Consider the following 20393-nt stretch of genomic DNA (forward strand, 5'->3'; position numbering starts at 1 on the left):
TCATGGCGAGTTCCGGACGGGTGGTGCTCGCGGGCGCCGTCACGGGCCTGGTGCTGGTCGCCTTCGGTCAGAGCATGCAGCAGCCCGAGCAGGCCGCGGCCGCGGTCGTGCCCGAGACCATCGGCATCCCGTCGATCGACGTCGAGGCGCCGCTGATGAAGCTCGGCGTGAAGAACGGCGAGGTCGAGCTGCCGCCCTACGAGAAGCCCGAGATGGCGGGCTGGTACACCGGCAGCGTGGTGCCCGGCGAGAAGGGCGCCTCGGTGATCATCGGCCACGTCGACACCAAGACCGCTCCCGCCGTGTTCTACAAGCTCCGCCACCTGCGCAAGGGCTCGAAGGTACGGGTCGAGCGGAGCGACGGCAAGACCGTCACGTACAAGGTCGACGCCGTCGAGCAGGTGCACAAGGACGAGTTCCCGCTCAGGAAGGTGTACGTCGAGGACGGGCTCAAGCTCGTGACCTGCGGCGGAAGGTTCGACGCGGCCCAGGGCGAGTACGTCGACAACATCATCGTGTACGCGTCGCGCGCCTAAAACCGGTTGCCCCGCACCCGATCATGGATGCATGAGCACTCGGACGAACCCGCCGGCGACCGGCGTGCGCGTACCCTGGCAGGACGTCCACGCCGGCGTGCGCGCCGCCGTGGAGGAGTTCCTCGGCGGCCGGGTGGCTGAGGCGGTCACCCAGGACGGCGGCTTCTCCCCGGCCGCGGCGGTGCGGCTGCGCACCGACGGGGGCCGCCGGGCCTTCGTCAAGACCGTGAGCCCGGAGCAGAACCCCGACTCCGTCCTCATCTACCGGGCGGAGGCCGCGATCTCCGCCGCGCTGCCCGCCGCCGTGCCCGCTCCCCGGCTGCTCACCTCCTTCGAGCTCGACGGCTGGGTGACGCTGGTGTTCGAGGACATCGAGGGGCGCCATCCGGTGACGCCGTGGCGCCGCGACGAGCTGGACCTGGTGCTCGCCGCCGTGCGCCGGATGGGCGCCGAGCTGACGCCGTCGCCGATCGACGCGCCGCCCATCGCGGAGCGGTTCGGTGACTCGTTCCGCGGCTGGCGCAGGCTGCTGGGCGAGGACACCGCCGGGCTCGACCCGTGGGCGCTGCGCCATCTCGCCGCGCTGGCCGAGCTGGAGTCCGGCTGGGCCGAGGGGGCCGCGGGCGACACGCTGCTCCACTCCGACCTGCGCGCCGACAACCTGCTGGTGGCCGGTGACCGGGTGTACGTCGTCGACTGGCCGTGGGCGTGCACGGGAGCCGCCTGGTTCGACCTCATGGCCATGCTGCCGTCGGTGGCCATGCAGGGCGGACCGGCGCCGCAGGAGCTGCTGCCCGACCCGGCCCCGGCCATCACCGCCGCGCTGGCCGGGCTGACCGGCTTCTTCCTGCGGCAGAGCCGTCAGCCGGCCCCGCCGGGGCTGCCCACCCTGCGCGCCTTCCAGCACGCGCAGGGCGTCGAGGCGCTGGAGTGGCTGCGCCACCGCACGGGCTGGGCCTGAGGAGCGCGTACGGGCGCGGTGGGGTGTGAGCCGCGGGTAGGCTAAACAGTCGTGCTGGTCCTGGCCTTTGACACCGCGACGCCCGCCGTCACCGCCGCTGTCCACGACGGCGAGCGGGTGCTCGCCGAATCCACGACGATCGACGCGCGCCGCCACGGCGAGCTGCTGGCGCCGGCCGTCGAGCGGGTGCTCGCCGAGGCGGGCGTGCCGCTGCGCGAGGTGACGGCCGTCGTCGCAGGGCGCGGCCCCGGCCCCTACACCGGCCTGCGCGTCGGGCTGATGACCGCGCAGGCGCTGGCGGCCACGCTCGGCGTGCCCGCCCACGGCATCTGCACACTCGACGCGCTGGCGTACGGCAGCGGCCTCGACGAGCCGTTCCTGGTGGCGACCGACGCGCGGCGCAAGGAGGTCTTCTGGGCCCGCTACGCCGACCGGCGCACCAGGCTCGACGGCCCCTCCGTCGACAAGCCCGCCGAGGTGCCCGTCGAGGGCCTGCCGGTGGTCGGTGCCGGAGCCGGTCTCTACCCCGGCGAGCTCGGCCCGGCCCGCGAGCCTGCCTACCCGCACGCCGGGTTCCTGGCCGCGCTGGCGGCCGAGCGCATCGCGGCGGGCGTGCCGCTCGACGAGGCCCGCCCGATCTACCTGCGCCGCCCCGACGCGGCCGTGCCGGGCGCGCCCAAGCGGGTGACGGCGTGAGGCTGCGCCAGATGACCGAGGGCGACCTGCCGGAGGTCATGGCGATCGAGCGCGCCACGTTCCCGCTCGACGCGTGGAGCGAGGGCATGATGCGCGGCGAGCTGGCCGACCAGCCGCGCACCAGACACTACGTGGTGGCCGTGGCCGACGACGTGATCGTCGGCTACGCCGGGGTCGCGGTCGCCGCCGACCAGGCCGACGTGCAGACGATCGCGGTGCTGCCGGCCCACCGCGGCACCGGCGTCGGCGCCGCCATGCTCACCGAGCTGCTGGCCGAGGCGCGCCGCCGCGGGGCTCGCGAGATCTTCCTGGAGGTGCGGGAGGACAACCCGGTGGCGCGCGGCCTCTACGAGCGATTCGGGTTCGAGAGCATCGGCACCCGCCGCCGCTACTACGACGACGGCACCGACGCGATCATGATGAGAAGGAAGCAGGATGGCTGACGCACCCCTGGTCCTGGGCATCGAGACGTCCTGTGACGAGACCGGCATCGGCCTCGTCAGGGGCCACACGCTGCTGGCCAACACCATCGCCTCCAGCATGGACGAGCACGCCCGCTACGGCGGCGTGGTGCCCGAGGTCGCCTCGCGCGCCCACCTGGAGGCCATGACGCCCACCGTGGACGCGGCGCTGGCCGCGGCCGGGGTGAAGCTCTCCGACGTCGACGCGGTGGCCGTCACCGCCGGGCCGGGGCTGGCCGGGGCGCTGCTGGTCGGCGTGGCCGCCGCCAAGTCGTACGCCCTCGGCCTGGGCGTCCCGCTCTACGGCGTCAACCACCTGGCCGCGCACGTCGCCGTCGACCAGCTCGAACACGGGCCGCTGCCCAAGCCGTGCATCGCCCTGCTGGTGTCCGGGGGCCACTCCTCGCTGCTGCTGGTGCCCGACGTCGCCGCGGACGTGATCTCGCTCGGGTCCACCGTGGACGACGCGGCGGGGGAGGCGTTCGACAAGGTGGCGCGGGTGCTCGGGCTGCCGTTCCCCGGCGGCCCGTACATCGACAAGGCGGCCCGCGACGGCTCCGGCACGGCGGTCGCCTTCCCCCGCGGCAAGATCGACGACGGCACGCTCGACTTCTCCTTCTCCGGGCTCAAGACCGCCGTCGCACGCTGGGTGGAGGCCCGCGAGGCCGCGGGCGAGCGCATCCACGTGCCCGACGTGGCGGCCTCGTTCCAGGAGGCGGTCGTCGACGTGCTGACCCGCAAGGCGTTGCAGGCGTGCCGGAAGTACGACGTGCACGACCTGCTCATCGGCGGCGGGGTGGCGGCCAACTCACGGCTGCGCGCCCTGGCCCAGGAGCGGTGCGACGCGGCGGGCGTGCGGCTGCGCGTGCCCCGCCCGGGGCTGTGCACCGACAACGGCGCCATGGTGGCCGCGCTCGGCTCCGACCTGGTGGCTGCCGGGACCGCGCCCTCCGCGCTGGACATCCCCGCCGACTCGTCCCTGCCGATCACGACCGTCAACGTCTGACCGCGCGGGCGCGCTCAGACGGTCTCGTCCAGCTGTTCGGCCAGCCGCTCCAGCCCGCCCTTGATGAGCCGGCCGTAGCCGTCGTCGCCGAGTGCGCCGATCTCGGCCCGCGCCTGCTGGAGGTGCTCGCGGGCGCGGCCGAGATCGCCCAGCTTCCGGTAGCACTCACCCACGTTCAGGTGCAACGACGGATACAGGCCGGCCACCGACAGCGGCACCCCGGCCTCCGCCACCCGCTCGTCGGTGACCTGGCCGACGGCGGCGAGCGCCCGCAGGTCCCACGTCAGTTCCTCGTGCACGTCGTCCTGCACGTCGGCCATCGAGTGGGCGAGGACGCAGACATGCAGCGGGTCGCCCTGCTCGCCGCCGATGTCGTCCCAGATCTGCGCGAACAGGTCACGAGCGGCATCACGCTGCCTTTGGTGGTGATGTAACTCCACTCCCTGGGCGATCCGGGCCATCGTGGGGTCGGTGGTCATGAGCGGCTCCTCCGCTGTCGCTGGCGATCATGGTGAGCCTACTCGCCGTGCGTCGCTCAGCGCCCTTCCGCCGGCTCGCGTACGGGGGAGCCGCGTCAGTCCTTGGCGCGGCTCGGCCGCAGCAGTGCTTCGGCGAGCGCCAGCATGGTCTCCTCCAGGGCGCCCAGGCGCTTGTTGAGGTCGGTGGTGGCGGGCTGGACGATGTCCGAGACGGTCTCGGCGAGCGTGTCGCGGTCGGGGCGGGAGCGGACGATCTCGGCGAGCGAGGCGGCCGCCTCGGTCAGCCGTTCGCCGTGGGTGTCGAGCAGCTCGCCGATGCCGAGGGCGGCGGGCAGGCCGTCGATGCGGCGGCCGACCGCCTCCAGGGTCTCGCCGGCCTGCTCGGCGCGGGTGTTGAGGCCGGTCAGGTGGGCGTCGAGGCCCTCGACCCGGTGGGCCAGGCGCTCCTCGGCCTCGCCCAGGCGCCCGTCGAGCGAGGTCAGGCGGTCGTCGATGCCGGCGAAGCGGTCCTCGTGGCGGCCCGCGGCCTTGCCGAGGCGGCCGTCGACGGCCTCCAGGCGCTCGTCCTGCGCGGTCAGCCGGTCCTCGACCGTGTCGAACCGCCCGACCTGGGCGGTCAGCCGCTCGTCAATGGCGTCGAACCTGTCGGCGTGCGTGACGAGGTGCCGGTCGACGGTGTCGAAGCGGCCGGTCACCCGCGTGTCCGCGGCCTCGAGGCGGTCGGCGTGGGCGGTGAGCCGCTCGTCGATCACGTCGAAGCGGCCGGTGTGCGTGTCGAGGTGCTCGTCGATGGCGTCGAAGCGGCCCGCGTGGGAGGCCAGGCGGGCGTCGAGGGCGTCGAAGCGGCCGGTGTGGGAGGTCACGCGGGCGTCCACGCCGCGCAGGCGGGCGTCGACGTCGGCCAGGCTCTCCTCGGCCGTCTCGAACCGGGTGTCGAGCGCCATGAGCCGGCTCTCGACCCGGTCGACCCGGCCGTCGACGCCGTCGAAGCGCCCGGACAGGTGCTCGCCGACCTCGTCGACCCGGGCCCGCACCTCGCGGGCGGCGCTCGCCACCCGCTCGTCGAAGGTGTCGGACAGGTCGAGCACCACGCCCTCGACGCGGTCGGTGCGGGAGTTGAGCTCGGCCAGCGACTTGTCGAGCCGGGTGAACCGGCCGGCGGCCACCTCCATGCCCGCGCTCACCTGCGCCAGCCTGGCCGTGACGTCACCCATCCGCTTGGCCATGTCGTCGGTGAAGTCGACCACCGTCTGCAGCCGGCCCAGCGTCTCCTCCATCCCCTCGCACACGGCGGTGACGTCGGCGCGCAGCTTCGGCAGCTCCATGACCGGGTGGACGCGCTTGCCGACCGACTCCACGGCCGAGTCGACGCCGCCGACCTGCTCGCCCACCGCGTCGACGTGGTCGCGCACCGCCTCGACGTGCTGGGCCAGGCCCTCGGCCCACAGGGGCGGCTTGGCGGCGATGTCGTCCAGCCGGCCGCTGACGGTCTCCAGGGTGCCGCTCAGGCCGCCCAGCTCGCGCTCGCGCACCTCGCGCAGGAGCCATTCCATGCCCTCCAGCCGCTGGCGGATCTCGTCGAGCACGGCTCCCTGCGTGCGCTGCTCGTACACGTGATCCTGGGCGGCACGCGCCAGCAGCTCCCGCATCCGCTCCGAGATGGCGGTCTGGCCACCCGCCGCCTGCAGCAGAGTGGTGTGGTTGGAATGGTCCACCGAAAGGCTCCTTCGCTGTCGACGGTCTGCCGCGTAGCGGTGGGATGGTCCGATTTGCAGATAAGAAGGAGAACGCGGCTCACCGCAAGAGGGGGGAGGACTCCCGCCCGCCCACCTTAGCCTTTCGATCAAGGTCCGTCAGGGGCGAAGAAAAACGTCGCGCTTATCGGTGAATCGCCCTGATTTGTCATTCACGCAGGTGGGCTGGGGTCGCAGATCAGGACAGTGGGCTTATCGGATACACGCGTCAGAATGACCACGGCGGTCCTGTCGCCGGAAAGCCTGAGGTCGGCCCGCAGGCGTTCTATATCGACCGCCGAGCCGCGTTTCTTGATGACGGCGTTGCCCACTCCGCGCTCCCTCAGCGCGGCCCTGAGCCGCTTCAGCGAGAACGGCAGCACGTGCTGTATTTCGTAGCGGGTGGCCCACGGGGTGTCGACCGGCTCGTCCCCCGAGATGTAGGCGATCATCGGGTCGGGCAGCCACCCGCGCACCAGCTCGGCCACCTCGCCCACGAGATGCGCCCTGACGGCCGCCCCGTCCGGCTCGTACACGTACCGCCCGACCGGCCCGGTGGCCGCGCGGGCGCCGGTGGCGGTGAGCGTGTGCCCGCCCGGCAGCAGCGTCGCGCGCCGCGCCCCCTCCGGCGGGCGGCCGGTCCACAGGGTGGCCTCTTTCACCTCGCCCTTGTACGAGACCCATTCGGCCTCCGCGTCGTCCGGGATGAACTCGTACGGGATGCCCGGAGCGACCTTCACGCAGCCGACCCGCGCCCTGCCCAGCAGGCCGAGCACCACGGGCCAGGACGGCGAGTAGGCGAGCGGGTCGAACGTCCTGCCCCTGGAGGTGCGCCGGGCGGGGTCGGCGAACAGCACGTCGTAGGCCTCCGGCCGCACCTCGGCGGCGTCGCCCACCCGTACGGTCACCCGGTCGGCCACCCCGAGCGCCTCGGCGTTGGCCCTGGCCACGGCGACCGAGAGCGGGTCGGTGTCCACGGCGTCGACCGCGCAGCCGGCCCGCGCCAGCGCCAGCAGGTCGCCCCCGACGCCGCAGCAGGCGTCGGCCACGCGGTGTCCGGGAGCCGCGCCCAGCCGCCGCGCCCGGTGGGCGGCCACCTCGGCCCTGGTCGCCTGCTCCAGGCCGTGCGGGGTGAAGAACATGCGCCCGGCGTCGGCGCCGAACTTGGCCTTGGCCCGCTCGCGCAGCCGGGCCTGGGTGAGCGCGGCCGAGGTGAGCGCGGCGTCGTGGGTCCTGCGCAGCCGCGTGGCGGCGGCGACGGGGTCGGCGCCGACGAGCTCCTGCGCCTCGGCCAGGGCTTCGCGGCCGCGCGGGGTCAGCAGCGCGGTGAAGGCGTCGAGATCCACGGCATACGACGGTAGCGCCCGTACGGAGTGCTTCCGGGCCAGCGTGTCGGCCCGTGGGGGGCCCGCGCGGACGTAGGCTGGAGCTCCAGGAGGCTCCGGAGTCCGGGTCGACCTCGTGAAAGCTTGCCCACGATCGCTGTGAGCAGACGAGTTCGTGTTGACTGTCAAGCCCCTCTTGCATATGTTTCCTGTTGGCACTCTCCCCTTGAGAGTGCCAACGTGCGACGAGGCAGGTCTGGCACCCGCGACGGCAGGCCCAGCTGGTCGCCTCTTCTAATCAGTCACATCTGAAGGGGAGGTCCGATCGTGACGACCGCCACCAAGGTTCCCGTTAAGCCGCTCGGCGACCGCATCGTGGTTCAGCCGCTTGAGGCAGAGCAGACCACCGCTTCCGGCCTGGTCATTCCCGACACCGCCAAGGAGAAGCCGCAGGAGGGCAAGGTCCTCGCGGTGGGTCCCGGCAACTGGGACGAGGACGGCGAGAAGCGGATTCCGCTCGACGTCAGTGAGGGCGACATCGTCCTCTACAGCAAGTACGGCGGCACCGAGGTCAAGTACGGCGGCGAGGAGTACCTCGTGCTCTCCGCCCGCGACGTTCTCGCGATCATCGAGAAGTAAGCCGGTTGTGTCGGGCCCCGGGCGCTCTAGAGCCCCCGGGGCCTTCGACGCTAGGAGAGGACTTTCAGCAAAATGGCCAAGATCCTGGAATTCGACGAGGACGCCCGGCGCGCGCTCGAGCGCGGCGTCAACGCCCTCGCGGATGCCGTGAAGGTAACCCTCGGCCCCCGCGGCCGCAACGTCGTCATCGACAAGAAGTTCGGTGCTCCGACGATCACGAACGACGGCGTGACCATCGCCCGCGAGATCGAGCTTGAGGAGCGCTACGAGAACCTCGGCGCCCAGCTCGCCAAGGAAGTGGCCACCAAGACCAACGACATCGCGGGTGACGGCACCACCACCGCGACCGTCCTGGCCCAGGCCATGGTCCGCGAGGGCCTGCGCAACGTCGCGGCCGGCGCCTCGCCGCTGTCGCTCAAGCGCGGCATCGACAAGGCCGCCAAGGAGGTCAGCGACAAGCTGCTCGCCTCCGCCCGGCCGGTCGAGGACAAGAAGGAGATCGCCAACGTCGCGACGATCTCCGCCCAGGACGCCAAGATCGGTGAGCTGATCGCCGAGGCGTTCGACAAGGTCGGCAAGGACGGCGTGCTGACCGTCGAAGAGTCCAACGCCATGGGCATGGACCTGGAGTTCACCGAGGGTCTCCAGTTCGACAAGGGCTACCTGTCGGCCTACATGGTCACCGACACCGAGCGCATGGAGGCCGTCCTGGAGGACGCCTACATCCTGCTCACCCAGGGCAAGATCTCCTCCATCGCGGACTTCCTCCCGCTGCTGGAGCAGATCGCCCAGACCAAGAAGCCGCTGCTCGTGGTCGCCGAGGACGTCGAGGGCGAGGCCCTGGCCGTCCTGGTCACCAACAAGATCCGCGGCACGTTCACCTCCGTCGCCGTCAAGGCCCCGGGCTTCGGCGACCGCCGCAAGGCGATGCTGCAGGACATGGCCATCCTCACCGGCGGCCAGGTCGTCAGCGAGGAGATCGGCCTCAAGCTGGAGAACGTCGGCCTGGAGGTGCTCGGCACCGCCCGCCGCATCGTGATCGACAAGGACAGCACCACGATCGTCGACGGCGCCGGTGACGCCGCGGCCATCGAGGACCGCGTCAAGGAGATCAAGCTCGCGATCGAGCAGTCCGACAGCGACTGGGACCGCGAGAAGCTCCAGGAGCGCCTGGCGAAGCTGGCCGGCGGCGTGTGCGTGCTGCGCGTCGGCGCCGCCACCGAGGTGGAGCTCAAGGAGAAGAAGCACCGTCTCGAGGACGCGATCTCCGCGACCCGCGCGGCCATCGAGGAGGGCATCGTCTCCGGCGGCGGCTCCGCGCTGATCCACGTCGCCAAGGAGGTCGACGACCTCGGCCTGACGGGCGACGAGGCGACCGGTGTGGCCATCGTGCGCCGCGCGCTGGTCGAGCCGACCCGCTGGATCGCCGAGAACGCCGGTCTGGAGGGCTACGTCGTCACGCACAAGGTGGCGGAGCTGTCCGCCGGCAACGGCCTCAACGCCGCCACCGGCGAGTACGGCGACCTGCTCGCCCAGGGCGTCATCGACCCGGTCAAGGTCACCCGCTCCGCCGTGCAGAACGCCGCGTCGATCGCGGGGATGCTGCTGACCACCGAGGCGCTCGTCGTCGACAAGCCCGAGGAGGAGGCTCCGGCCGCCGGCCAGGGCCACGGTCACGGCCACGGCCACTGACCCACGTCCGGCTCCTCACGGCCCGCACCGGCTCCGGTGCGGGCCGTCGTGGTTTTCGGTCACCGCCCGGACCGGTTTCGCAGTCGTACCTGCTTTCGAAACGCCAGTGGTATGTCATGTAGCGGGCGGCGAATCTTGATGGAGAATGTCGGATTAATTCGGTAAACCTCAAGCAGGCGGTAAGCGTCCACGTCTGACAAATGTCGTGCGTATCGGGTTATTCGGTGAAATATTGCGCCACAGCCAAAGGCTTAGTGTTGTCACCCGATTACCGAGAGTTATCGTCGCGTCAATGTGACCAATCCGTAGCCGTTCGCCATGACGACATGCCGGATCAACGCGGGCATCATGCCTATCGTGAGCGAGGGAAGCGTCGCCGACGCCAAAATTGGGGTAAGGCTCGCGTCGAGACTTCCGGCACGGACGGATGACTCCGACCTAAGAGAACTGACAACCCTCGCCGTGCAGGGCGATCGCACCGCGATCGAATCCTTGCTCGGCGAGTTGCGTCCGATGGTGGTGCGCTATTGCCGCGCCAGGCTGGGCAGGGTGTCGGGGCAATATCACATAGCAGATGACGTGGCCCAGGAAGTGTGCATCGCGGTCCTGTCCGCGCTGCCGCGATACCGCGACATGGGACGGCCGTTCGCGTCCTTCGTGTTCGGCATCGCCTCGCACAAGGTGGCCGACGCGCTGCGCAGCTCCGTGCGCTCGGCCGTGCCGACGCAGGACCTGCCCGACGGGCCCGACGACGGGCCGGGGCCGGAGGAGACCGTCGTCCGCTACATCGAGGTGGAGCACGCCCGCAGGCTGCTCGCCCGGCTGCCGCGCAACCAGCGCGAGCTGCTGCTGTTGCGTGTGGTGTCCGGGCTGTCCGCCGAGGAGACCGGTAATGTACTCGGCATGTCACCAGGCGCCGTACGCGTCGCCCAGCACCGGGCGCTCGCCAGGCTGAGGCAGATGGCCGAGCTGGAGTCCGCTTGACGCCAGAGGACGAGAGCGACGCGCTGCTCGACGCGCTCGCCGCCGGAGGGCTTCCCGACCACCACGACCCCGCGGCGCGGGTGCTCGCCGTGCTGGTCGCGGACGTCCTCGATCAGCGGCGCTCCTCGGTGTCGATGACGCCGTCGACGTAGCCTCGGGCGTACTCCCAGGTGACGTAGTCGGCCGGGTCGGGATGGAACGCCGGCTCGTGCACCTGCGGCCGGCCCTGCTCGATCATCTGGCGTAGGTTGCCGCGCAGCAGGTCCCAGTCGAAGAAGTGCTGCTCGCCGCACTCCGGGCAGTCGAGCACGAGCCCCAGCACGCCCTGCGGTTCGAGCAGGGAACGGAAGACCTCCACGTCGGCCAGGTCGGTGATCGCCTCGTCGCGCTCGGCGGCGGTCAGCGGCTCGGCGTCGTCGAACCCGCCCATCGCCGAGGACGGGTCGTCGGGATCATCCGCGAACGGGTCGCGGGGGACGTCTTCCGGCACCTTCCCACCATAAGACCGGGGCGGCGCCCATGGTGGTCATTGGTCGAGCCATCCGCGCCGCGCCGCCTCCACACCCGCCTGGAACCGCGACTGCGCCCCCAGCTCGGTCATGGCCTCGGCGAACCTCGTGCGCACCGTACGGACTGACACGCCGAGGTGGCGGGCGATCGCCTCGTCCGACAGGCCCTGCGCGGCCAGGCGGACCACCTGCGCCATGGCGTCGCCCCTGCGCCCCCACGGCAGCGGGACCGCCCTGCTCCACAGCTCCTCGAACAGCGAGCTCAGCATGCCCACCACGATCGGGGTGCGCAGCAGGTAGAAGTTGTACGCCACCTCGGGCAGGTTGCCGCCCCACCGGGCGGGCAGGCCGGCGGCCTCCGCCCCGGCCGTCATGAACCAGCTCGGCACCCTGTCGAGGGTCCGCATGCTGCCCCCGGTGGCGATCACGCGCGTCATCGCGTCGCGCACCCCCGGCAACGTCAGCGCGTCGACCGGCACGACGGCGCGGATCACCATCAGGCCCCGCTCCTGGGCGTCGATCCACGGGTCGGCGAACTTGCGGGCGAAGTCCGTCATCGTGCGCCCGTCGGGGATCGCGACGAGCAGGGTGAGCGGCGGCGCCTGCACCGCCATGCCCATGACGCTCTCGTACAGCACGTCGGCGCCGCTGACCAGCTCGACGGGGAACGGGCCGCTCCGGTAGTCGCGGCCCATGTCGTAGTCGCGGATCAGGGTGCGGATCGAGCCCAGCGCGCTGTCGATCCTGCGGCTCTCCTCGGCGAGCAGGTCGAGGCGGTCCGCCACCAGCCTGCCCAGGGCGGCCGCGGGGTGCCTGGCGAGGTACTCGCCCGACTGCTCGTCGACCACTCCCAGCCTGACCAGGTCGTCGAGCTGGCCGGCCAAGGTGTCGACCGGGCCGTTCATGACCTCGGCGAGCTCGCTCCGGGTGGCCCGGTGGAGGCGCAGCACAGCCGTGTAGAGGGCCGTCTGGGTGGGGTCGAGGCCCAGCGTTTCGAGCGGATCGGCCAGGGTCCGCTGCTCGTTGCGCATCGTGGCGTGCTCCGTTGGGGGGATACGGCGTGCCTGAGGATAACCCGGCATCCGGCGGTTGTCCGCAGGTTGGGCCGGAGGGGTGCAACTTCGTGCAATTGCACGTTTTCACGTTGCGGCATGCCGAAGAGTGACCCAGGCTTAACAGAGCGTCGGCAGCCCAGGCGGCCGGAGCGACGCAGGCCATCAGGACGCGGAGGGGGGTTCGGTGGCCACGGCGCGCTCCCGGCCCGGATGCCGGTGGCCGGGGGGCGGACGGCAGATCGTTCCGCCCTCCGGCTCTTTCGATGCCGGGAGCACGACGAACCGTGGGGGTCCTCGTCCTCCCGGCATCCATACGTTTTGCGCACACCCTCTAGACTTGGCGTCATCAGGCGAGGCAGGGAGGGGCCGCGGCATGTCCAAGTTCACGGAGACGGGTCTGACGTTCGACGACGTGCTGCTCGTGCCGGCCTACTCGGATCTCCAGCCGGGCGAGGCCGAGACGGTCACCCGGCTCTCGCGCGGCATCACGCTCAACATCCCGCTGGTCTCCGCCGCGATGGACACCGTGACCGAGGCCCGCATGGCCGTCGCCATGGCTCGCCAGGGCGGCATCGGCATCCTCCACCGCAACCTGTCGATCGAGGAGCAGGCCCAGCAGGCCGACCTGGTCAAACGGTCCGAGGCCGGCATGGTCACCAACCCCGTGACGTGCAGCCCCGACGACACGCTGGCCGAGGTCGAGCGGCTGTGCGCCACCTACCGCATCTCCGGCGTGCCGGTCACCGACCCGTCGGGCATCCTCGTCGGCATCGTGACCAACCGCGACATGCGCTTCGAGACCGACCACACGCGTCCCGTACGCGACGTCATGACGAAGATGCCGCTGGTCACCGCCCCGGTCGGGGTCTCGCGCGACGACGCGTTCGCCCTCCTGCGGCGTAACAAGATCGAGAAGCTGCCTCTGGTCGACCCCGACGGCAGGCTGCGCGGCCTGATCACGGTCAAGGACTTCACCAAGAGCGAGCAGTACCCCCTGGCCACCAAGGACGCCGACGGCCGGCTCGTCGTCGGCGCCGCCGTGGGCGTCGGCGGCGACGCCGAGACCCGGGCCAGGGCGCTGATCGAGGCCGGGGTCGACGTCATCGTGGTCGACGTCGCCCACGGCCACTCCAAGGGCCTGGCCGACATGATCGGCAAGATCAAGGCCAACGCCAAGGTCGACGTCATCGGCGGCAACATCGCCACCAGGGCCGGCGCCCAGATGCTGGTCGACGCGGGCGCCGACGCCGTCAAGGTGGGCGTGGGCCCCGGCTCCATCTGCACCACCCGGGTGGTCGCCGGCGTGGGCGCGCCCCAGATCACCGCCATCCACCAGGCGTCACTGGCCTGCGCACCGGCGGGCGTGCCGGTCATCGGCGACGGCGGGCTGCAATACTCCGGCGACATCGCCAAGGCCATCGCCGCCGGCGCCCACTCGGTCATGCTCGGCTCGCTGCTGGCCGGCTGCGAGGAGTCGCCGGGCGAGCTGATCTTCATCAACGGCAAGCAGTTCAAGTCCTACCGCGGCATGGGCTCGCTCGGCGCGGTGCGCAACCGCGAGCGGGGCGGCACCTCCTTCAGCAAGGACCGCTACGCGCAGGCCGGGGTCGATGGCGAGGACAAGTACATCCCGGAGGGCATCGAGGGTCAGGTGCCCTACCGCGGGCCGGCCGCCGCCGTCGCCCACCAGCTCGTCGGCGGGCTGCGCCAGGGCATGTGGTACGCGGGCTGCCGCACCATCGAGCAGATGCACACCGACTGCGAGCTGATGCCCATCACCGCGGCGGGTCTCAAGGAGAGCCATCCCCACGACATCCAGATGACCGTGGAAGCTCCTAACTATCACAGAAGGTAATCCATGACTCAGCAGGTGGAGATCGGCCGGGGCAAGTCGGGCCGCCGGGCCTACTCGCTCGACGAGATCGGCCTCGTGCCGTCGCGGCGCACCCGCGACCCGGAAGAGGTCTCGATCGCCTGGCAGATCGACGCGTACCGGTTCGAGCTGCCCGTCGTCGTCGCCCCGATGGACAGCGTGGTCTCGCCGGCCACCGCGATCGAGATCGGCCGGCACGGCGGGCTGGCCCCGCTCGACCTCGAAGGTCTCTGGACCCGCTACGAGGACCCGACCCCGCTGCTGGAGGAGTGCGCCTCCCTCAGCGCCGAGGCGGCCACCAAGCGCCTTCAGGAGATCTACACGGCCCCGATCCAGGAGGACCTGATCGGGCGGCGCATCGAGGAGATCAGGGCCGCGGGCGTCACCACCGCCGTCCGGCTTTCGCCGCAGCGGGTCGTGCAGTACCACAAGGCGGTCATCGACGCCGGCGTCGACATCTTCGTCATCCGCGGCACCACGGTCTCCGCCGAGCACGTCTCCGGCCGGGCCGAGCCGCTCAACCTCAAGCAGTTCATCTACGAGCTCGACGTGCCGGTCATCGTCGGCGGCTGCGCCACCCACACCGCCGCCCTCCACCTGATGCGCACCGGCGCGGCCGGCGTGCTGGTCGGCTTCGGCGGCGGCGCCTCCCACACCACCCGCAACGTGCTGGGCGTCGCGGTGCCGATGGCGACCGCGATCTCCGACGTGGCGGCGGCCCGGCGCGACTACATGGACGAGTCCGGCGGCCGCTACGTGCACGTCATCGCCGACGGCGGCATGGGCACCTCCGGCGACATCGCCAAGGCCATCGCCTGCGGGGCGGACGCCGTCATGGTGGGCTCGCCGCTGGCCAGGGCCGTCGAGGCGCCGGGGCGCGGCTTCCACTGGGGCTCCGAGGCCCACCACCCCGACCTGCCGCGCGGGCGCCGGGTCGAGTTCGGCACCGTGGGCTCGCTGGCGCAGATCCTGCACGGTCCTTCGAGCGTGGCCGACGGGTCGATGAACCTCATGGGCGCGCTGAAGCGGACGATGGCTTCCACGGGTTACTCCGACATCAAGGAGTTCCAGCGGGTGGAGGTCGTGGTCTCGCCCGTCCAGAGCTGACCCCGCCAGCGGTCAGGGCCCGGTTCCGGCCATGCGGAACCGGGCGTCCAGGAGATCGCCGAAGGTGGCCATCAGGTCGCCCCAGTCGCCGTTCGCGTTGGCGACCACCGCGCGCGAGCCGTCGCGGTCGGCCATGGCGTAGCTCCACGAGCCGGGCACGGCTCCGCCCCCTCCCCAGACCGTGACGCCGCAGGAGAGCCGCTGGGAGTAGACGCCCAGGCCGTAACGGGTGTGCGGGACCCACCCCGTCCCCTCGGTGGAGACCGTGGTGAACATCTCCCGCCGCAGGCCGGGCGGGAGCAGCCGGTCGCGCAGCAGCGCGTGCAGGAACGCGTGCAGGTCCGCGGTCGTCGAGACCATGCCGCCGGCGGCCCAGGCCCAGCTCAGGTCCGTCGCGGTCACGTCGTGGATCTCCGCGTCGGGCTGCTTCGCGTAGTGCCGCGCGTGCGGCTCGCGGAGTGTCTGGTCGTCCCCGGGGAGGTACGTGCCGGTCAGGCCGAGCGGCCGGGTGACGTGCCGCGCGATCTCCTCGGCGAGCGTCGAGCCCGTCACCCGTTCGACGACCATCCCGGCGAGGTTGTAGTTGACCTTCGAGTAGCGGAAGCCGCCCGGCTCCTCCAGGGGCGGCGTCTCCATGCCCGGGATGACGTCCGGCAGGCCGCTGGTGTGGTTGAGCAACCGCCTGACGGTGATCGTCGTGCCGTCGGCGCCGAGCTGCTCCTCGGCCAGGCCGGGCAGCCACGTCGCCACCGTGTCGTCCAGCGTCAGCCCGCCCTCGGCCACCAGCCGCAGGACCACCACCGCGGTGAACGCCTTGGTGAGGCTGCCGATCCTGAAGTGCTCGCCCGGCCGGCGCGCCCGGCGGGTCGCCAGGTCGGCCACGCCCGCCGTGCCGAACCACGACCGGTCGGCGTCGCGTACGTCGGCGACGATCCCGGGCACCCCGCCGTCGGCCACCGCCCGGTCGAGGACGTGCTGGATTCCCGCGTTCATTCGGCGATCAGCTCCAGGGCTCGGGACAGCAGGGCGGCGCGGTCGACGCCGGCCAGGGCGAGGGCGCGCGGGACCGTGCCCACTTCGGCGTGCAGGATCCCGACCAGCACGTGTGCCGGTCGCAGGTCCTTCTTGCGTGCCGCGGACGCGAAGCTCCGCTCCAGGGCGAGCCTGCCCGTGGCGCCCATGCCAGGCCGGCGTCCGGGTAGGACGCTCGACCGGGGGAGGCCGAAGGCGGCGGACACGCCGACGGCGCTCAGGCTGTGCTCGAACTCGCGGTCGAGCGCGGCGCGGACGGCCTGGTGACCGAGCCCGGCCTCGGCGAGGACGCGCTGCGGCGCGGTGTCCTCCTGGGCCGCGACGGCCAGCAGGAGGTGCTGCGCCTCGATCGTCGCCGATCTGTCCCGCCGGGCCTCGGCCTCTCCCTCGGTGAGGATCGCGTGCAGGTACGCGTCGAACGGTCTCAGGGTGAACGCCTCCTCAGCTTGACGCCCGCGGCGATGAGTCGCTTGGCGTGCTTGCGGTGGACCGCCTGACGCGTCACACCGAGTGCCTCGGCGACCTGCGGCCAGCTCCAGCCCGCACGCATCGCCTCCTCGACGGCGGCGTCCTCCAGCTGGTCGGCCAGGCGCCGCAGCGCCACCACGGCCGCCAGCGCGTCGCCGGGCTCCTGGGGAGGGGGGATCTCACTCACGGGCATGCAAGCAACGTTAGTTGACTAATCGGAAGTTAGTCAACATAGGTTGCTCTGGCGAAGAAGGCGGCCAGCACCGGGGCGAGGGCGTCCGGCTGGACGTCGTGGGTCTGGCCGTCGAGGGATCGGTGCTCGGCCGTGGGGATGGCGTCCGCGGTGGCCTCGGCGGCGCCCTGGAGCCCGTTCGGGCTGGCGCCGCCGGACAGGACCAGGGCCGGGATGGTGATCGCCGACGCCAGGTCGTGCGGCACCCGGCCGCCGCCGAGCAGTTCGTCGTCGTACGCGAGAGTGGGCGCGATCGCCTCCAGCGCCGCCCACATCGGCTGACCGCGCATGCCGTCGATGGCCTGGGCGGGCATCCCGACGTGGGCCATGAACAGCGCGACGGCCTCGCCTCTCATCCCGGCGGCGAGCAGCTCGCGCAGGCGGGCGGTGTACGCCCCGTTGCCGGGGTCGTCGATGTACGGCGGCTCGTACAGGGCGAGCCTGGTGATGCCGGGGCCGGTCGCCGCGGCTCTCAGGGCGAGGGCGGCGCCTGAGGAGATGCCGTAGACGTACGCCTCGCCGCCGGCCTCGGCGATGAGCGCCCGCAGGTCCTCGATCTCGCGTTCGGGCGCGTACGGCGGGGTGTCGGTGCTCTCGCCGCGCCCGCGCCGGTCGTACGCGTGGACGGTGAACGACGAGCTCAGCAGGGCGGCGAGCGGCCGCATCGGGCCCGCGGCGCGGTGGCACATGGCGCCGTCGACCAGGACGAGCGCGGGGCCGTCGCCGGAGCGCTCGTAGCCGATCACGGTGCCGTCGGGTGAGGTGAGTGTCGGCATGATCAGGTGTCCTCCCGGTTCAGGCCGGCCAGATAGGCGTCGAAGCGGTCCAGGCTGGTGGCGAAGCCCGCCCGCGCTTCGGCGCTGAGGTAGGCGGCCGGCACGTTGGTCTGGTGGGTGACCACCTCGGTGCGGCCGTCGCCCAGGTCGCGGAAGGTGATCGTGGTCTTCATGCCGCCCTCGACGCCCGGCTCGATCCACACCAGCCGCTCGGGGCGGCGCACCTCGGCGTAGGTGGCCTTCATCGTGTAGGTGCCGCCGTCGTCGCCGACCATCGTGGTCTCGAAGGCGCCGCCCGGCCGCAGGTCGACCACGATGCCGTCGAGCGGGGTGGTGGTGCCGGCCGGGCCCCAGAAGCGGGTGAGGTGCTCGGGCGTGGTCATGCAGTCGAACAGCAGCTCCGGCGACGCGCGGTGGACGCGCCGGTAGGTCATCTCGCCGGTCTCGGTCATGGTGTCTCCCCGTCCCGGTCGCGCAGGGCGGCCAGGTGCCGCTCCAGCCGGTCGTGGCGGTCGGCCCAGACCTGGCGGTGGCGGGCGATCCAGTCGGCGGCGGCTTCGAGCCGCTCGGTGTCGAGAGCGCACGGCCGCGACTGGGCGGTGCGGGTGCGGGTGATCAGGCGGGCGCGTTCGAGCACCTTCAGGTGTTTCGAGACGGCCTGCTGGGTCATCGCGAACGGCTCGGTGAGCTGGCTCACGGTCGCGTCGCCCTCGGCCAGGCGCTCCAGGATCGCGCGCCTGGTCGGGTCGGCGAGGGCCGTGAACACCAGGGACAGCTCGTCTTCGGCTACGGTCACACGCCGACCCTAGCCACAACCATTCGTTTGCACAACCATCTGGTTGTGAGAGGTCAGGGCCAGGTGGTGGCCTCGGCGTCGAAGCGGTCGCTCTCCGCGGGCAGGACGCAGAGCAGGTGGCCGCCGGGTGCGCGCAGGATCCGGCATTCCTGCCAGCGGGAGACCTCGGTGGCGCCGAGGGCCACCAGCCGGGCCGTCTCCGCGTCGACGTCGTCGGTCTCGATGTCCAGGTGGTAGCGCGGGGCGTCGTCGACGGACTGGACGGCGAGGTCGAGTCCGGAGACGGCGCCGGGGAAACTGGTGAACTGCTCGTAACCGGGCAGCGGCCGGGCGGGGACGCCGAGGGCGGCCGACCAGAAGGCGGTGGCCCGCTCGGCCTCGTCCGCCGGGGTGTCGATGAGGAGTGCGTAGACGCGGCTTCTGTGCATGGAGATCACTTACCAGCCGGGCGGAAGAGGCGCCAGAAGGCGAGCGCGACGTCGGCCGACGGCGTGTCCCGTGAGTCGATCACCCAGTGGGCGATCACGCCGGTCAGCGCGCCGGCGAGGTAGGCGGCGTGCGTGCCGGGCGGCACGTCCGCGAAGCCGGCGGGCCGGGCGCCGGCGGCGAAGCGGGCTTCCAGCTCGCTGGTGAGCCGCTCTCTGAGCTGGGCGCAGAAGCGCGGGCTGCCCTGGGTGCCGAGCATGCACGCGTACAGCTCGGCGTTGCCGTCGATGTGCGCGAAGAGCGTGGTCAGGGGCTCTGGCGCGCGGTCGCGCGGGGCGTCCAGCGGGCAGAGGGCGGCGGCCCTGGCCACCTCGGCGACCGCCTCCTCCATGGCGTCGGCGGCCAGCGCGTCGACGTCCGGGTAGTGCAGGTAGAACGTGGCCCGGTTGACCCCGGCCCGCTTGGCGACGGCGGAGATCGTGATGGCGCCCAGGTCGCGCTCGGTGGCGAGGTCGAGGACGGCGGCGCGCAGGCTCGCCCGGGTGCGCCGGGCGCGTGGATCGTCGGGGTTCACGATGGTCACTATACGACAGATGTTGCTTAATCAACAGTTGTCGCATAGGTTGTCGGCATGCGAATCGAGATCTGGGCCGACGTGGTCTGCGGCTGGGCCTACATCGGCAAGCGGCGAGTGGAGAGAGCGCTCGAAGGGCTGGACGTCGAGGTCGTGTGGCGGCCGTTCCGCATCGACCCGATGGCGCCCGCGCAGGCGGTCCCGCACGAGGAGGCCATGGCCGACCCGACGGTCGACGCCGCCCTGCGCCGGTGCGCGCCCGATCTCACCCCCGGCGAGAACCGCGTGCGCGTGGCTCTCGTCGCCGCCGAGGAAGGCTTCGGCTGGACGTGGGGTCCCGCCTGGCGGGCCGACAGCCACGACGCCCACCGGCTGATCGCCCTCGCCCTGGAGCACGGCGGCCCCGCCCTGCAGGACGCGGTGGCCGAGCGGGTGATGAAGGCCCACTTCCTCGACCGGCTCGACATCAGCGACCGCGCGACCCTCCACCGGCTCGCCGCCGACGCGGGCTTCGCCGGCGGGGGCGCGCTGCTCGACGCCGGCGCGGGCGACGAGCTCGTACGGGAGCTGCTGCTCAAGGGCAAGGCCATGGGCGTCAGGACCTCGCCGACCATCGTCGCCGGGTCCGAGGCGCTGGCCGGGGCCCAGTCGGCGGAGGTGATCAGGGAGTTCGTGCTGGCGGCGCGGCCCGCGCGCCGGCTGCCCGAGGAGGTCGAGCGCTACCGCCACGCGGAGTCGCTGCTCGACCAGCGTGACCCGCTCGGCGCGCTGGCGCTGCTCAGGCCGCTGCTGGACGCGCACGGCGACGACCGCAACGTGCTCATGCTCGCCGGGCGCTGCTACTACCTGTCGGCGCAGCTCGGCCGTGCCCGCGCGGTGCTGGAGCGGCTGGTCGCGGCCACGCCGGACGACGCGTACGCGCGCCACCTGCTCGGCCGCACCCTCCAGCGCCAGGGCCACGCGGAAGAGGCCGGTCCGCACCTGCGGATGGCGGCGGTGATGGCACCGGAGTACGCCTGACGACCAGGCGTAC

Annotated in this window: 25 protein-coding genes and 1 pseudogene; 12 read left to right on the forward strand and 14 right to left on the reverse strand. The window is 72.1% G+C overall.

The window, feature by feature from the left end:
- The first annotated feature begins 2 nt into the window (after nt 1-2).
- Genes ACZ6YG_RS27730 through tsaD form a run of 5 tightly spaced genes read left to right on the forward strand, consistent with a single transcriptional unit; the run spans nt 3 to nt 3660 of the window.
- On the forward strand, nt 3-536 hold the full coding sequence (locus tag ACZ6YG_RS27730; RefSeq protein ID WP_187281616.1) for a class F sortase: 534 nt from the start codon (nt 3-5) through the stop codon (nt 534-536).
- Nucleotides 537-567: 31 nt separating this feature from the next.
- Complete coding sequence (locus ACZ6YG_RS27735; RefSeq protein ID WP_466019597.1) at nt 568-1497, forward strand: phosphotransferase; 930 nt, start codon at nt 568-570, stop codon at nt 1495-1497.
- Nucleotides 1498-1548: 51 nt separating this feature from the next.
- Nucleotides 1549-2193 carry a tRNA (adenosine(37)-N6)-threonylcarbamoyltransferase complex dimerization subunit type 1 TsaB gene (gene tsaB / locus ACZ6YG_RS27740; RefSeq protein WP_466019598.1) on the forward strand — a complete coding sequence of 215 codons (645 nt, stop codon included), beginning with the start codon at nt 1549-1551 and terminating at the stop codon, nt 2191-2193.
- 11 nt (nt 2194-2204) lie between these two features.
- A complete protein-coding gene (gene rimI, locus ACZ6YG_RS27745; RefSeq protein ID WP_466019736.1) occupies nt 2205-2636 on the forward strand; it encodes a ribosomal protein S18-alanine N-acetyltransferase in 432 nt (143 codons plus the stop codon).
- A complete protein-coding gene (gene tsaD, locus ACZ6YG_RS27750) occupies nt 2629-3660 on the forward strand; it encodes a tRNA (adenosine(37)-N6)-threonylcarbamoyltransferase complex transferase subunit TsaD (RefSeq protein ID WP_466019599.1) in 1032 nt (343 codons plus the stop codon). Before rimI ends, tsaD begins: the two co-directional genes overlap by 8 nt.
- A 14-nt stretch (nt 3661-3674) precedes the next feature.
- Here the strand turns inward: tsaD and ACZ6YG_RS27755 are convergent, their stop codons facing one another.
- From ACZ6YG_RS27755 to ACZ6YG_RS27765, 3 genes are all read right to left on the reverse strand, one after another.
- Nucleotides 3675-4139: a hypothetical protein gene (locus ACZ6YG_RS27755; protein ID WP_466019600.1), complete on the reverse strand. Its 465-nt coding sequence runs from the start codon at nt 4137-4139 to the stop codon at nt 3675-3677.
- Between the two features lie 95 nt (nt 4140-4234).
- A complete protein-coding gene (locus ACZ6YG_RS27760; protein ID WP_466019601.1) occupies nt 4235-5854 on the reverse strand; it encodes a hypothetical protein in 1620 nt (539 codons plus the stop codon).
- A 191-nt stretch (nt 5855-6045) separates the two neighbouring features.
- Nucleotides 6046-7218 (reverse strand): class I SAM-dependent methyltransferase, encoded by a 1173-nt coding sequence (locus tag ACZ6YG_RS27765; RefSeq protein ID WP_219545117.1) that lies wholly within the window; start codon nt 7216-7218, stop codon nt 6046-6048.
- Between the two features lie 306 nt (nt 7219-7524).
- On the opposite strand from ACZ6YG_RS27765, the gene groES reads away from it, so the two are divergent.
- The 4 genes from groES to ACZ6YG_RS27785 all read left to right on the forward strand — a co-directional run bounded on the left by groES (nt 7525) and on the right by ACZ6YG_RS27785 (nt 10664).
- On the forward strand, nt 7525-7836 hold the full coding sequence (gene groES, locus ACZ6YG_RS27770; protein ID WP_148036826.1) for a co-chaperone GroES: 312 nt from the start codon (nt 7525-7527) through the stop codon (nt 7834-7836).
- Between the two features lie 72 nt (nt 7837-7908).
- Entirely contained in the window at nt 7909-9528 is a 1620-nt protein-coding gene (gene groL, locus ACZ6YG_RS27775; RefSeq protein ID WP_148036827.1) for a chaperonin GroEL, read from the forward strand.
- Between the two features lie 348 nt (nt 9529-9876).
- Nucleotides 9877-10512, forward strand: a complete 636-nt coding sequence (locus ACZ6YG_RS27780; RefSeq protein ID WP_148036828.1) for a sigma-70 family RNA polymerase sigma factor — start codon at nt 9877-9879, stop codon at nt 10510-10512.
- Nucleotides 10509-10664, forward strand: coding sequence for a hypothetical protein (locus ACZ6YG_RS27785; RefSeq protein WP_187281617.1), 156 nt, complete (start codon nt 10509-10511; stop codon nt 10662-10664). Before ACZ6YG_RS27780 ends, ACZ6YG_RS27785 begins: the two co-directional genes overlap by 4 nt.
- Here ACZ6YG_RS27785 and ACZ6YG_RS27790 read toward each other — a convergent pair.
- Together ACZ6YG_RS27790 and ACZ6YG_RS27795 are read right to left on the reverse strand one after the other, a co-directional pair.
- Complete coding sequence (locus tag ACZ6YG_RS27790) at nt 10625-11002, reverse strand: DUF5319 family protein (RefSeq protein ID WP_148036829.1); 378 nt, start codon at nt 11000-11002, stop codon at nt 10625-10627. The genes ACZ6YG_RS27785 and ACZ6YG_RS27790 overlap by 40 nt on opposite strands.
- A 36-nt stretch (nt 11003-11038) precedes the next feature.
- Nucleotides 11039-12052, reverse strand: coding sequence for a helix-turn-helix transcriptional regulator (locus ACZ6YG_RS27795; protein WP_148036830.1), 1014 nt, complete (start codon nt 12050-12052; stop codon nt 11039-11041).
- A gap of 397 nt (nt 12053-12449) precedes the next feature.
- Here ACZ6YG_RS27795 and guaB point away from each other — a divergent pair, with 397 nt between their 5' ends.
- Nucleotides 12450-13931, forward strand: coding sequence for an IMP dehydrogenase (guaB, locus tag ACZ6YG_RS27800; RefSeq protein ID WP_148036831.1), 1482 nt, complete (start codon nt 12450-12452; stop codon nt 13929-13931).
- Nucleotides 13932-13946: 15 nt separating this feature from the next.
- Complete coding sequence (locus ACZ6YG_RS27805; RefSeq protein ID WP_148037296.1) at nt 13947-15056, forward strand: GuaB3 family IMP dehydrogenase-related protein; 1110 nt, start codon at nt 13947-13949, stop codon at nt 15054-15056.
- 12 nt (nt 15057-15068) lie between these two features.
- On the opposite strand, the gene ACZ6YG_RS27810 is transcribed toward ACZ6YG_RS27805, so the two are convergent.
- The 9 genes and pseudogenes from ACZ6YG_RS27810 to ACZ6YG_RS27850 all read right to left on the reverse strand — a co-directional run bounded on the left by ACZ6YG_RS27810 (nt 15069) and on the right by ACZ6YG_RS27850 (nt 19360).
- Nucleotides 15069-16049 carry a serine hydrolase domain-containing protein gene (locus tag ACZ6YG_RS27810; protein ID WP_466019602.1) on the reverse strand — a complete coding sequence of 327 codons (981 nt, stop codon included), beginning with the start codon at nt 16047-16049 and terminating at the stop codon, nt 15069-15071.
- Nucleotides 16046-16237: a hypothetical protein gene (locus tag ACZ6YG_RS27815; RefSeq protein ID WP_466019603.1), complete on the reverse strand. Its 192-nt coding sequence runs from the start codon at nt 16235-16237 to the stop codon at nt 16046-16048. Before ACZ6YG_RS27815 ends, ACZ6YG_RS27810 begins: the two co-directional genes overlap by 4 nt.
- A gap of 72 nt (nt 16238-16309) precedes the next feature.
- Nucleotides 16310-16627, reverse strand: a pseudogene (locus ACZ6YG_RS27820) (Clp protease N-terminal domain-containing protein); the annotation flags it as partial.
- A complete protein-coding gene (locus ACZ6YG_RS27825) occupies nt 16513-16749 on the reverse strand; it encodes a hypothetical protein (RefSeq protein WP_148036834.1) in 237 nt (78 codons plus the stop codon). The gene ACZ6YG_RS27825 and the pseudogene ACZ6YG_RS27820, both read right to left, overlap by 115 nt.
- A gap of 29 nt (nt 16750-16778) precedes the next feature.
- A complete protein-coding gene (locus ACZ6YG_RS27830) occupies nt 16779-17564 on the reverse strand; it encodes an alpha/beta fold hydrolase (protein WP_466019604.1) in 786 nt (261 codons plus the stop codon).
- Between the two features lie 2 nt (nt 17565-17566).
- Nucleotides 17567-18016, reverse strand: coding sequence for an SRPBCC family protein (locus tag ACZ6YG_RS27835; RefSeq protein WP_364225220.1), 450 nt, complete (start codon nt 18014-18016; stop codon nt 17567-17569).
- Nucleotides 18013-18360, reverse strand: coding sequence for an ArsR/SmtB family transcription factor (locus ACZ6YG_RS27840; protein WP_397199766.1), 348 nt, complete (start codon nt 18358-18360; stop codon nt 18013-18015). The genes ACZ6YG_RS27835 and ACZ6YG_RS27840 overlap by 4 nt, the downstream gene beginning before the upstream one ends.
- A gap of 53 nt (nt 18361-18413) precedes the next feature.
- The gene (locus ACZ6YG_RS27845) at nt 18414-18788 is read right to left on the reverse strand and encodes a VOC family protein (protein WP_364225226.1); all 375 of its coding nucleotides are present in this window, start codon (nt 18786-18788) and stop codon (nt 18414-18416) included.
- Nucleotides 18789-18793: 5 nt separating this feature from the next.
- Entirely contained in the window at nt 18794-19360 is a 567-nt protein-coding gene (locus ACZ6YG_RS27850) for a TetR/AcrR family transcriptional regulator (protein WP_466019605.1), read from the reverse strand.
- A 57-nt stretch (nt 19361-19417) separates the two neighbouring features.
- On the opposite strand from ACZ6YG_RS27850, the gene ACZ6YG_RS27855 reads away from it, so the two are divergent.
- The gene (locus tag ACZ6YG_RS27855) at nt 19418-20380 is read left to right on the forward strand and encodes a DsbA family oxidoreductase (protein ID WP_466019606.1); all 963 of its coding nucleotides are present in this window, start codon (nt 19418-19420) and stop codon (nt 20378-20380) included.
- The last annotated feature ends 13 nt before the right edge of the window (nt 20381-20393 follow it).

The sequence above is a fragment of the Nonomuraea sp. NPDC054003 genome, assembly GCF_055585125.1.